This is a genomic window from Paraliobacillus sediminis (assembly GCF_003426055.1).
The window spans coordinates 117,839-130,798 of the sequence record NZ_QJSI01000004.1 but is presented as its reverse complement, the minus strand read 5'-3'; the positions used below and the strand labels follow the sequence as shown (position 1 = coordinate 130,798).

Sequence of the window (12,960 nt, the reverse complement as noted above, 5' to 3'; positions counted from 1 at the left end):
TTTTCATCTGATGTTATATCGCTACTTGATGTATTGTATATCAATATAGTGAATATAAATAAGTCTAATGTCAATACAATTTCAAATAAAAAAACTTGCTATCATTAGCAAGTTTTTTTAAAAAGTATATTTATTCTTGTGCGCCGTACAATTCTTCTAAAGGCTTCGTAATTGTTTTACTAATATCATTAATTAAAACATTTAAGCGTTGTTCTTGATCCATTAATTTAGAAATCTGCTCGTGTTGTTGAACTGTCTCAACAACTTTACGTGCTTTTTCTACTTCTTCTTCTGTAATTTCTTGTCCTTGCATTTGTTTTTCTTGTAACTCTATTTGTGTATTACGGAAGTCTTCGAACATTTTTTTCGCAACTTCATCTGCCATAACAGTTTCATATGCTTGTTTCAAATCTTGAAATTCTTCACTGTTTCGTATTGCGTTTTCTAAATCATGTGCACTATCTTGAATATTAGCCATTTTAAAAAATCCTCCTACGTTTAATCCTTCTTTATAACTCACTCATTTACTATAACAAACCTATATTAATTATCCAACCAATACGATAATAATTCCTTGAATTAATCCAATTAAACCACCCAATAAGGCGCCCAAATAAGTGATTAATTTTAATTCTTTGCGTGAAATGTTTAATACAAGCTCCTCTACTCTCTTCAAAGGAAATGCCTGTACCTCCTTTTCAACAATCTCTTCTAAACCAAGGGTATGAAGTAAAGGGCCTATTCTTTTATTTAGCACATGCAAGAATTGAGTTGTAGCGCCTGTAACGACCTGATCGACTAAAGGAGAAAGCGATCCTAACCAAATACGAATCGGTTTATCAACCATTTCATTAACTGGAAGATAGGTTTCAACTGCATAATCAATGAAAGTTGCAATTCGATCTTGTCCGATTTTTTCTTCAACCTGATTTGCAGATTGCAGTAATACATTATCCCATTCTTTACGTAATAGCTTTTCAATTACTGCCTGCATATCATCTGATTGTGTATAGTTTACGAATATCGGTTGTATCTTATCCACAACTGTTTTCCCACCAAACACCGATGCTAACATATTTCCCAAAAAACCCTTATCCGTAAAGTATGTATCAATTAACTCTTGCATTTTATTTGCAGCAGCTTCTCCCGCAATATATTGATTTACCTTTTGTTGAATCATTGCTGCAATATCAGGTAGATAAGGTTCTATCTCTTCCAGGATATGTGGATCAATAATTTCACTAATGTGTTTGGTACCATTTTTATCCATCCAGTCCTTTTGATAGCTTTTCAACCATTTTTGTGCGCTTTCTTTTATTCGCGTATCGTCTATATTTAGATTTATTTTTTTTACTAACATACGAATAGTCTGATCTGAATGAATGAAACGATCTAATTCTTTGGCGAACCACTTTTCTATTTGAATTTTAAAATCGGCATGAAATAATTTATTTTGTATACCCTCAACAGTAATTAGATGTTCTACTACCATCTTTCCTAATTGTTTCGCTAATTCTTCTTTTCTCTTCGGAATTAAGCCTGGCGTGAATGGAATTTTAAACGTACCAATATACTTCGCCTCATGCGGGCGAAAGAGCATTTTAATTGCTAAGGAATTCGTAATACCACCAATAAGTGCGCCAATTCCAATCATTATTATAACTATTACTACCGGTGACATTGCACACCAACTTCCCTTCTACAAGATTATACTTTTATATTATACCATTATAGTGATAATTCATTTACATGAAAAGTTATCGTCCTCTATATGTTTGAATTTGTTATAATAGAAGAAACGAATATAGAAAGAGGTATCTATATGCTAGAAAAACTTGAAGAAATATTCCCATCTTTGCTACGGGGTAATAAGAATGACTTAATTTTAAAAAAAGGATACCTTTGGTTTACTGCAAATAATAATGAAATAATTGGTATAGATAAAAAGGAAATAAACATCAAAGAAAAACAATTACTAGATACTTTTTTAACACCTTACTATGGTAATAAGTCTCATTCCGCTAACACAAATAGGGAGAAACAATGGATGCAGTTACTATTTGAAAATAACAAAGAAGAATGGGAATTCGCGCCAGATACCTATCGTTTTGTTTATTTTGCATTATCTGAATCAATTGATCCCATAGCTTTTCAAGAAGCAATACACGGCCTCTTCCCACATCAGGTGCCTATAATTTGGGAGAATCAACAGGAAGGCATTATTATTGAAGAAATTAAACCTAATTTAGAAGACGATATTTCATATGATCAAATTATCGATGTATTTATGAGTGACTTCTATATTAATATTCTTTTTTACGTCGGACCTTTTTTCACCGATTTACAAAAGAGTCCAGTTTACTATCAATGGATTAAAAGATCATTTCATATCGTACATCAATATGAAAAAAAGTCGGTTATGAATTATGTTACAGCTGTTCCTTATTTAGTAAGCGCCTCTCTATTAGAAACAGACTATATAATGATGATTGATTCTATTTTACAAGAAACAGATCAAGATGAAGAATTACTTAAAACAATTCAAATATTCCTTGAATGTAACTCGAATACCTCTTTAGCTGCCAAAAAAATGTATATGCATCGGAACAGTTTACAATATCGAATTGATAAATTCATTGAAAAAACAAATATCGATGTGAAACAATTCGAAGGTGCTCTATCTGTGTACTTAACGCTGTTACTAAAAAAGAAATTAAAACAAAGTATGTAAGCGTGCACAAACAAGCCGTCATTTTTTTGTGCATGTTTGCCATTTACGTAAACATCATATTTAAGTAGACTATACACATAAGATAAAACGCTTACAAAAACAGGAGGGTTTCACATGGCTGAACTAACATTGAAAAATATTGATAAAGTATACGAGAAAGATGCAGCAAAAGCAGTTGATAACTTTAATCTTGAAATAAAGGATAAAGAATTTGTAGTATTCGTTGGTCCATCTGGTTGTGGTAAATCAACAACACTTCGAATGATTGCAGGACTAGAAGAAATTTCATCAGGTGAGTTTTATATTGATGACACTTTAATGAACGACGTAGCACCAAAAGATCGTGATATTGCAATGGTATTCCAAAACTATGCATTGTATCCACATATGACTGTACGAGACAATATGGCTTTTGGACTTAAGCTTCGTAAATTTAAAAAAGACGAAATTGAAAAACGTGTTAATAATGCAGCTAAGATACTTGGATTAGAAGCATACTTAGATCGTAAACCTAAGGCTTTATCTGGTGGACAACGTCAACGTGTAGCACTAGGGCGTGCAATTGTACGTGATGCTAAAGTCTTCTTGATGGATGAACCTTTATCTAACTTGGATGCAAAATTACGTGTACAGATGCGTGCAGAGATTCAAAAACTACACAAACGTTTACAAACAACAACTGTTTATGTAACACATGACCAAACAGAAGCAATGACGATGGCAACACGCCTTGTTGTTCTAAAAGATGGTATCATACAACAAGTTGGTGCTCCTAAAGAAGTATATGACAAGCCTGATAACATTTTTGTTGGCGGATTCATTGGTTCACCATCAATGAACTTCTTTACTGGTACTTTAGAAGACGGACAATTTTCAATAAATGAAGATAATAAAATTAAAGTTCCTGAAGGTAAAATGAAAATTCTTCGTGAGCAAGGATATGTAGGAAAAGAGTTAGCTTTAGGTGTTCGTCCAGAAGACATGCATGATGAGCCTATCTTTATTGATGCTAACCCAGAATCTAAGATATCCGCAATCATTGATGTAGCTGAATTAATGGGTGCAGAGTCATTCCTTTATTCCAAATTAGCTGATCAAGACTTTGTCGCACGCGTTGATTCTCGTACTGATATAAATGGTGGAGAAACAATCGAACTAGCACTTGATATGCACAAAGCACATTTCTTTGATCAAGAGACAGAATTACGAATCAAATAATATAAGGTCAAAAATTGTTGATGGTTTCATTACCCATCAAAAAAACTAATTATATTGATGAAAAATGCATAACAAAAAGCACCGTATAAATACGGTGCTTTTTTGATTTTTAAAATGGCTCTATTCGCAAACATTGTTGCCTTCAATATTCGTACTCGATAGAAACTGCGACGTAGTTATACTTTATTACCCGCTGCGTCAGTAAATGGTCTCGCTTGATAGCGTACCTTTTCGACTTGTAATTAAATTATGCTCTTCTACTATTACAGTGTACCAAACTAGCGTATCAAGTGAAATTGACGACACTCCTGCAGGAACAGCACGGGCTGAAGATCCACTTTGGAAAGCGCTTTTTGCTTTCCAAAGTTAGCTGAAGCCGTGCCTGCGGAAAGGGAGTCAATTTCACTTGTGAAGCGGGGCAATAAATTCTGTTACGTCGCAGTTGATTCAAATTCCGATGTAAGGGAGTTCAGAAAAATTTATTCATAAACAACAATCCATTAGAACACAGCCTTTAACAATGAATAACTGATAAATTTATATATGGCAGTTCATATACACGATTACATCAACAAACTATATAGTATTTTAAGTGTTTTATTTTTCATATAATTACTTCTTCAATCGATTTCACTTGTTCTATCTCACATGTTGGACAAGTAAATACATGTACACAGGTATGATTAGTTTTTGATGTACTATCTCCATCAAAGAGCTTCATACCTTCATTATCTAAGTATGGGGCATAGTCACCTAACTGTTCAATTAAACGCCCTTTTTCATCCATTTCTGTATTACACGATGGACAAATCGTGTTGACTTTTGCAAATCCATTACAGATGGGACACATATACAAAGTTATCAGCTTCTTTCAAGTAGTCTTTCACCGTAAATCTTTTTCTTTTTAAATATCGTTAGAGATATCGAAGATCATTCTTCAAATAAAAGGGACACATAATGTGCCCCTTTTCATGCCATATTCTTATTCAATTATTGTTGAGAATTAAATTGTTGTTCTGCTTGTTGAACTAAACGCTTGGTGATTTCGCCACCTACAGAACCGTTTGCTCTAGATGTTTCGTTTGCTCCTAAAGATACACCAAATTCTTGTGCAATTTCAAATTTCATTTGGTCAAGAGCTTGTTCGATTCCAGGTACTAGTAATTGGTTTGATTGGTTACTTTGTGCCATATCAACTATTCACCTCCTACAATAAATAGTGTAAACAGAATAGCTGATCTTATTAAATTCAATATTTGGTAACTTAACCTTATTTCTTATTTAGCATATTTCTTGTATTAAATCATCCGTTTGGGATCAACAAATTTATCAAACTCTTCCTCAGTTACTATCTCCAACATGATAGCAGCTTGCTTTAAGGTAATTTCCTCTTGAAAAGCTTTTTTTGCTATTTTAGCTGCATTTTCATAACCAATATGAGGATTTAATGCAGTAACAAGCATTAAAGAATTATTTAGATGTGCTTCCATTTGTGATTCAATTGGCTCCATTCCTTGGATACATCGTTTATCAAAAGATTCCATACCATCAGCTAATAACTGTACAGATTGCCAAAAATTATAACTGATTACTGGTTTAAATACGTTCAGTTGAAAATTACCTTGGCTTGCTGCAAAACCAATTGTTGCATCATTCCCCATTACTTGAGAGACAATCATCGTCATGGCTTCTGCTTGTGTCGGATTAACTTTACCTGGCATAATCGAACTTCCTGGTTCATTAACAGGGATTTCAATTTCTCCTATACCTGCTCGAGGACCACTCGCTAACCAACGAATATCATTGGCAATTTTCATTAAATCACCAGCTAATGCTTTTAATGCACCATGTGTATGTACAATTTGATCATGACTTGTCAATGCATGAAACTTATTTGGTGCTGATTTAAATGGTATTTTTGTGTAATCACTGATTATTTCACAAACTTCTTTGGAAAATTCCTTAGGTGCATTTAACCCTGTTCCTACTGCTGTTCCACCAATTGCTAATTCTAATAAATGACGACTACTTTCTTCAATCATTTCTTTTGTTTTAACAAGCATATGGTGCCATCCACTTATTTCTTGTCCAAACGTTAACGGTGTAGCATCCTGTAAATGTGTTCGACCAATTTTAATTACATGTGGGTATTTCTCCATTTTTTCCAATAATGTACGTGTTAATTTATCTAAACTGGGCAATAATTGACTTTTAATTTGTTGCATAGCAGCTAGATGCATAACTGTTGGGAACGTATCATTTGAACTCTGTGATTTATTAACATCATCATTAGGATGTATGGTGTATTTGCTGTTTTTATCCTTTAACCATTCATTTCCAACATAAGCAACTACTTCATTTATATTCATATTTGTTTGTGTTCCACTTCCCGTTTGCCATACTACTAATGGAAAGTGATTAGATAACTCTCCTGCTATTATTTTATCTGTTGCAAAGACAATCGCATCCATTTTGTCTTTTTCTAATATACCTAATTTATGATTCGCGATTGCAGCACTCCTTTTTAATAAAGCAAATGCTGTGATGATTTCTAGTGGCATTTTCTCCGTTCCAATTGGAAAATTCTCTATACTCCGTTGCGTTTGCGCTCCCCAGTATTTATCTATTGGAACTTTCACTTCTCCTAATGTATCTATCTCTACACGATAATCCACGTTAAACGACACTCCTCGATATTTATTAATTACTATCTATTCTACAGTTTTTATTCCTATATAACTACATACAAAAATCCTTTCTCAACTATTCGAGAAAGGATCCTGTTTATTATTAATAATCATAGCCAAAGTATTCTTCTAATGTAAGATCTTCATCATAAATTTTTGTAGCAATTTCCTTACCTACGTAGCGAATATGCCATGGTTCATAATTATAGCCAGTTATATCACTTTTTCCTTCTGGATATCTAATAATGAATCCCTCTTGGTGGGCATTTTCTGCTAACCATTCTCCTTCACTCGTTTGTTTAAACGATTCTTCTAATAACGTTGCCACTGTTTCAGTAGCAGAACCTATATCCATAGCTAAACCTGTTTGGTGTTCACTTGTACCAGGACTAGCGGAGTATTTATCAGCGTATTCTTGTCCATTAGATGCGACACTATTATCATATATTTGTTTCTGTCGATCATAAGATCGATATCCTGATACCGCAATTAGATCAATTCCTTGTTCTTTTGCACGAGCAAATAAAGATTCCAATGCATTAGCAGCTTCTTCACGCATCTGACGTTTTGGATCACCTTCTGCAGCATAATGGTACACATTTGGATCAACTAAATCAGCTGGTTCATAGCCATCTGGAAGCTTTCGTTGTTTGTTAAGATAAACTTGGCTACTTTCTGGATTGTCTACTACATGTAAGCCAGTTTCATCTTCCACTTCTGCAATATGTTTATTGACTTCTTCTTCTATTTCTTCCGTGCTATCGTTTTCTTCCTCTACTGTATCCTCTTCTTGCGTCTCTTCGACAGTTTCATTTTGATTTGTATCATCTTGAGTTATGGGCTCTTGCTCGTTATTAATCTGCTGACACGCAGTAATAAATAAACAGCTTACTAAAATAAGTGGAAATAACCATAAACGCATTCTAAAAATCCCTTCGATTACTATTTTAAATTCTTATTTACTATAACATATTCTAATCTTCGTTGAGAAAGGAAATTCAAACCACTTTTCACGCAAAAAAAGTCCCTGTCTCTGATGGACAAGGACTAACTATTTTAATATTCCCATGAGTATGATTGATATTCTTTACTTAAATGAAGAAACGTCTCTTTATCCTGCTTGTCAATTGAATCATTAATTTTGTTTTCTAAATTAGATTTATTCCATTGTGAAACCAATGAATCCAAGATTAATGTTGATGCAAGTTTGATCTCAAATGAAATTTCTCGTTTCGCTTCAATTGGTGTGTCTTTCTTACCATTAAATGCTCTCAACGTGTAATTCACTTTTTGCTTCTTCATGGAACACGCCTCCTAGTTCCTTTTTTCCATTATCCTAGATTTCAGCTCTAAATGCAATAGTTTATCGCACAATTTTCAGAATATTTATTTAACAGTTTCCCTTATACATTCAAAATTAAACATTGAGTTTATGAGCTATTGCTTTCTGGTTTGATTTTCATTAAAGAAAAATAAATTGCAATTGCAATAAAAACAGTGAATGTCATTACCATCCAAATTATATCATGTCGCATTAAAAAAGCTGTTGCTGGTGGACCGGCTGCTACACCTAAATAACGTGCTGAGCTATAGAAGCAAGTGATTGTCCCTCTAACTTCTTTATCAAGGCTCTCCGTAATAATTGCATCTAAACATGGTAATCCAACACCAATTCCAACTCCTCCAACTAAAAAAACAACTAAAATATAGATAAAGTGATCTGAAAAATAAATCGCGATTACTGCAGCTGCTAGTACAAGAAGTCCAAAAAATATTGTCCATTTCATTACTTTTATATGAGATTTAATTCGTTTACCAGTCAGATAGGAAGCCAAACACAAAGCAGCCAATGGGCCAGCTAAGTAGAAGCCTTTTTTCATCCCAGTAATAGCGTAATTATCTTCTAGCATACTGGATAAGTAAAACAAGATTCCGAATAGAATAAACATTAAGATTGCACCGATAAGGTACACGGCTACTAGCCATCTTCCATGTTTTTTAAAAGCTTTTTTTGTTTCTTTCCAAAAAGTTTTAACTTCTATCGGTTTTTTTTCATTTTTTGGTTTTTTTACTAAAAATAAGACCAAAATTGTAGATATCAAACAGAAAATTGGTATAGATAAAAAGGGAAGAAACCAAAATAGACTTGCTAAAGCTGCACCTAAAATCGGACTCAATACTTTCCCAAATGTATTCGAGGTTTCTACAAGTCCTAATGTAGCACTTATATCTTTTTCACGTTTAAACATGTCCCCTACTAATGGTAAAACAATCGGTGCCGTTCCAGATACACCAACGCCTTGTAATATTCGTCCAATTAAAATGACAACGTAAGGTGATTCCATTTTCCAAGCAGCATAACCTGCTATTAATCCGCCAGCACCTGCTATTAATAGCGAAGGAATAATAACTGTTTTTCTTCCAAATCGATCAGATAAAAAACCAGCTATTGGTATAAGCAAAATTGCAACAAGAGAATACACCGTTATAATATAGCTCGATTGCATCTTAGAAATATCAAGCTCTTTCTCCATTAATGGTAATATAGGAATAAGCATTGAATTTCCTAATGTCATGATAAGCGGAATAGAGGCCAATGAAACAATTGCCCACCTTTTTTCGTGTACTTCATCTTCATCTGGACCAGTCCCCGAATTATTTCGAGCCATAAAGTCATCCCTTCCTAAATATAAAGTAATATATATTAACATGTGGTTTACTTTAAGCTATTATGCTTTCTTCCTCTCTATTTCATGTATTTTTTATAAAAAAAGATACAAACTCTCAACATAACAAAAATTCTGAAGTGTTTGGAATTGTTTCGTAAAGCAAACATCCTTGCTATATCCCAATTGATATTGCCTGACGAAGCTTTTTTTCTCTAGACTCAGTCATAGAATATTTGATAAGATATGTATGCTAGTTAGAAACTATTGGAGGAGACGTCATGAGTCAGTATGAAAATTATAAAAAAGGAGAGAAAGGAGCTTGGGTAAGTATCATTGCATACCTCACTCTAGCCTCTGCTAAATTAATCGTCGCAACAATTGGTGGTTCTGCCGCATTACGTGCAGACGGACTAAATAATACAACAGACGTCATTGCATCAATTGCCGTTTTAATTGGTCTTCGTATATCGAGAAAGCCTCCAGATGAAGATCACCATTATGGTCATTTTCGTGCCGAAACAATTGCATCGCTTGTAGCAGCGTTTATTATGATCAGCGTTGGATTACAAGTTATTATTGGTGCTTTTCAATCTATAATTGAAACAAACTATACCCAGCCAAGTTGGTTAACTGCTTGGACTGCTCTAACCGCAGCATTTGTCATGTTTGGTGTTTATCACTATAACCTGCAACTATCAAAAACGGTAAATAGCACATCATTATATGCTGCTGCACAAGACAACAGGGCCGATGCACTTGTTAGTATTGGTGCATTTATCGGTATTGTCGGTGCACAACTCGGCTTGTACTGGTTAGATCCCGTAACTGGACTGCTTGTTGGTTTCATCATTTGTAAAACAGCTTGGGATATATTCAAAAATGCAAGCCATACATTAACTGACGGATTTGACGAAGAGAAGTTAGATGTCATACGAGCGAGTATAATAAGTGATGAAGAAGTCCTAGAAGTGAAAGATATGAAAGGACGTTTACATGGGAACCAAGCATTAATTGAGATTACTATTTATGTAGACCCTGAGTTAACAGTAAAACAAAGTCATCATATCACGGATCGGATTGAAGATCTATTATCTAAAAAACATGATGTACCACATGCACACATTCATATTGAACCCTTTCCATCCCAAAAAAAGTAACGAGGAAATAGTTTCCTCGTTACTTTTTAAATTGTTAATAGGAATACTGTAGCAGAAGCACCTAGTAAAACAACAATAATATTTAATCTAAATAATGCTAATGCTATCGCTGTAAGTCCGCCAACAAAGCCAATCCAAGGTTCTTCAGGTATGACCGTTAGAATACCTGGAAAAATTAAAGCACCTAATGCAGCATATGGTATTACATTGAGCCAATTATTTACCCAATTAGGAAAGTTTACTTTGTCGACTATAAAGGCAGGAATCAGCCTTGGTATAATCGTCACAAGTGCCATACCAATGATTATAAATGGAATCATTTTTCTTCCACCTTTACAAACAGTGTACCAATAAAACTGGCCAACAATGTACTACATATAATAGCCCAACCTTGAGCCATTTGAATATTAAATATATAATTAAAAATCATTGCCAAGACAGCAATAATACCAAAACGTACTTCTACCTTAACAGATGGTATTAACAGTGCAATAAACATAGCATACAATGCGATTCCCATACTCATACTTAGGGATTCAGGTATAACATCGCCCAATATACCGCCCAAAACAGAACCTAACACCCATGATAAATAGGCAGTTAGCATTAAACCAACATAGAAATAAGCCCCATCTTTTTCATTTGCTTCTTTGGTATGAAGCGATGCTACAGAAAATGATTCATCTGTTAGTCCTAGAGAAAGCGGAGCCTTCCACTTTATATCAAGCGCTTTAGATCTGTTCATAAATGATAAGCTCAACACAAAGTGACGAAAATTCAACACAAAAGTAGCTATAATAATTTCAATAGAACCGGCACCAAGTGCAATCATATTAGCCCCCATAAACTGCGCTGCTCCAGCGTATACAAATACACTCATTGCTGTTAACTCCATTAAAGTCATACCTGACTGTGAGGCAAGAACACCAAATGTAATTGCGATCGGTAAATAACCAAACATAATAGGTAAACCAGTCAAAAAACCTTTTTGAATCATTTTCATTCTCTGTGATGTATGGCGTTCTATTAGAACTCTTTCAGCCACTGCCATCCCCCCTGTGTTCCTTTATATATTTATAATACTTTAACATATTATTAAACCATGTGAAAAAGCTATTTTCAAAAAAACTAAAAGCAAACGCAATAGTCTTACATCATAATATATCATCAACTACGACATAATTTAACGGCTTATCTCGCTCTAAAAATCCACTACGCTTTCCGCAGGCACGTCTTCAGCTAACTTGGAAGAAAAACACTTCCAAGTGGATCTTCAGATCGCGCTGTTCCTGCAGGAGTCGTAGTGGATTTTCATCGCTGGTCGGTAATATGTTTATTGATGAAGTTGCAATATCAACAATAACAGACCTTTTCGGACTTTAGTTCTTTCTAGCGAAGGAAGCAAATGGATGACACTCCTGTGGGAACAGCACAAGTTGAAGATCCACTTGGTAAAGTGTTTTTCTTTACCAAGTTAGCTGAGACTGTGCCCACGGAAAGGGAATCCATTTGCTGACGTAGCGGGTAAGAAAGTTCCACTACGTCGCAGTTTCTATCTACTCAGTTGAAAATCAATTAAAAAGAAAGCAAGGTAATGATTACCTTGCTTTCTCCATTCAACTTAATCTTGATCTGTAATAATTAATGGTTCGTTTTTCGTTATCACGATTGTATGTTCAAATTGTGCTGATCTTTCTCCATCTACTGTTCTTGCCGTCCAATTATTATTATCCATCTTACTATGCCAAGACCCTTCATTTAACATAGGTTCAATCGTAATAACCATACCTTCTTTTAAACGCGGACCTTTTCCAGCTAGACCAAAATGAGGAATATGTGGTTCTTCATGGATAGTTGGCCCAATTCCATGCCCAGTAAAGTCACGTACAACTGCATAACCTTCTGCCTCTGCATACTGCTGAATTGCGTAACCAATATCACCAATACGATTTCCAGCCTTCGCTTCTTTTATACCTCTATAAAGTGACTCTTTTGTTACATCTAAAAAACGTTGTGTCTTTTCATCCGCTTCTCCAACCACATATGTCCAGGCAGAGTCAGCCAAACCACCATTCAAATTCACTACCATATCAATTGTTACTATATCACCATTGCTCAATGGTTCGCTTCGTGGAAATCCGTGACAAATCTCATCGTTTACAGATGCACAAGTTGCATATTCATAACCGTTATATCCCTTTTGTTCAGGAGTTGCACCATTATCTGCTAGAAATTTTTCAACAAAATCATCAATTTCTTTTGTTGTAACGCCTGGTTTCATCATTTTAGAAATTTCTTTATGACAAGAAGCTAACAACTTACCCGCTTCTTCCATCATAGTAATCTCTCTTGCACTTTTTCGTGTGATCATCGTTCATACTCCCTTTCATTCTTTTTACTATATCATATTTTCCTTTTATTATTATGTATGCAATATTATAATAAGTTTATCATAAATTAGATATTCCCATGACTATTTTGCATTAAAAACTGCTAAT

The 12,960-nt window shown here is 34.4% G+C and carries 14 protein-coding genes; 3 read left to right on the top strand and 11 right to left on the bottom strand.

Features of this window, described 5'->3' with window-relative positions:
- Positions 1-130: 130 nt before the first annotated feature.
- Positions 131-478 (bottom strand): YlbF/YmcA family competence regulator, encoded by a 348-nt coding sequence (locus D2K60_RS19680; RefSeq protein WP_117170815.1) that lies wholly within the window; start codon positions 476-478, stop codon positions 131-133.
- Between the two features lie 69 nt (positions 479-547).
- Positions 548-1,681, bottom strand: a complete 1,134-nt coding sequence (locus tag D2K60_RS19675) for a DUF445 family protein (RefSeq protein ID WP_117170814.1) — start codon at positions 1,679-1,681, stop codon at positions 548-550.
- Positions 1,682-1,822: 141 nt separating this feature from the next.
- Between D2K60_RS19675 and D2K60_RS19670 the strand changes: the two genes are divergently transcribed.
- Together D2K60_RS19670 and D2K60_RS19665 are read left to right on the top strand one after the other, a co-directional pair.
- Complete coding sequence (locus D2K60_RS19670) at positions 1,823-2,731, top strand: PucR family transcriptional regulator (protein ID WP_117170813.1); 909 nt, start codon at positions 1,823-1,825, stop codon at positions 2,729-2,731.
- Between the two features lie 114 nt (positions 2,732-2,845).
- Positions 2,846-3,949 (top strand): ABC transporter ATP-binding protein, encoded by a 1,104-nt coding sequence (locus tag D2K60_RS19665; protein WP_117170812.1) that lies wholly within the window; start codon positions 2,846-2,848, stop codon positions 3,947-3,949.
- Positions 3,950-4,553: 604 nt separating this feature from the next.
- Here D2K60_RS19665 and D2K60_RS19660 read toward each other — a convergent pair.
- From D2K60_RS19660 to D2K60_RS19635, 6 genes are all read right to left on the bottom strand, one after another.
- Positions 4,554-4,805, bottom strand: coding sequence for a hypothetical protein (locus D2K60_RS19660; RefSeq protein ID WP_117170811.1), 252 nt, complete (start codon positions 4,803-4,805; stop codon positions 4,554-4,556).
- Positions 4,806-4,939: 134 nt separating this feature from the next.
- Positions 4,940-5,140: an alpha/beta-type small acid-soluble spore protein gene (locus D2K60_RS19655; RefSeq protein ID WP_117170810.1), complete on the bottom strand. Its 201-nt coding sequence runs from the start codon at positions 5,138-5,140 to the stop codon at positions 4,940-4,942.
- A gap of 107 nt (positions 5,141-5,247) precedes the next feature.
- Positions 5,248-6,624 carry a class II fumarate hydratase gene (fumC, locus tag D2K60_RS19650; RefSeq protein ID WP_117170809.1) on the bottom strand — a complete coding sequence of 459 codons (1,377 nt, stop codon included), beginning with the start codon at positions 6,622-6,624 and terminating at the stop codon, positions 5,248-5,250.
- A gap of 115 nt (positions 6,625-6,739) precedes the next feature.
- Complete coding sequence (locus D2K60_RS19645) at positions 6,740-7,558, bottom strand: M15 family metallopeptidase (protein ID WP_117170808.1); 819 nt, start codon at positions 7,556-7,558, stop codon at positions 6,740-6,742.
- 134 nt (positions 7,559-7,692) lie between these two features.
- Positions 7,693-7,938, bottom strand: a complete 246-nt coding sequence (locus D2K60_RS19640) for an IDEAL domain-containing protein (RefSeq protein ID WP_117170807.1) — start codon at positions 7,936-7,938, stop codon at positions 7,693-7,695.
- A gap of 128 nt (positions 7,939-8,066) precedes the next feature.
- Positions 8,067-9,305 carry an MFS transporter gene (locus D2K60_RS19635; protein WP_117170806.1) on the bottom strand — a complete coding sequence of 413 codons (1,239 nt, stop codon included), beginning with the start codon at positions 9,303-9,305 and terminating at the stop codon, positions 8,067-8,069.
- Between the two features lie 278 nt (positions 9,306-9,583).
- Here D2K60_RS19635 and D2K60_RS19630 point away from each other — a divergent pair, with 278 nt between their 5' ends.
- Positions 9,584-10,462, top strand: coding sequence for a cation diffusion facilitator family transporter (locus D2K60_RS19630; RefSeq protein WP_117170805.1), 879 nt, complete (start codon positions 9,584-9,586; stop codon positions 10,460-10,462).
- 26 nt (positions 10,463-10,488) lie between these two features.
- Here the strand turns inward: D2K60_RS19630 and D2K60_RS19625 are convergent, their stop codons facing one another.
- The 3 genes from D2K60_RS19625 to map all read right to left on the bottom strand — a co-directional run bounded on the left by D2K60_RS19625 (position 10,489) and on the right by map (position 12,833).
- Complete coding sequence (locus D2K60_RS19625; RefSeq protein WP_117170804.1) at positions 10,489-10,782, bottom strand: AzlD domain-containing protein; 294 nt, start codon at positions 10,780-10,782, stop codon at positions 10,489-10,491.
- Positions 10,779-11,513, bottom strand: coding sequence for an AzlC family ABC transporter permease (locus D2K60_RS19620; RefSeq protein ID WP_117170803.1), 735 nt, complete (start codon positions 11,511-11,513; stop codon positions 10,779-10,781). Before D2K60_RS19620 ends, D2K60_RS19625 begins: the two co-directional genes overlap by 4 nt.
- A 570-nt stretch (positions 11,514-12,083) precedes the next feature.
- Positions 12,084-12,833, bottom strand: coding sequence for a type I methionyl aminopeptidase (gene map, locus D2K60_RS19615; RefSeq protein ID WP_117170802.1), 750 nt, complete (start codon positions 12,831-12,833; stop codon positions 12,084-12,086).
- Between the last annotated feature and the right edge of the window lie 127 nt (positions 12,834-12,960).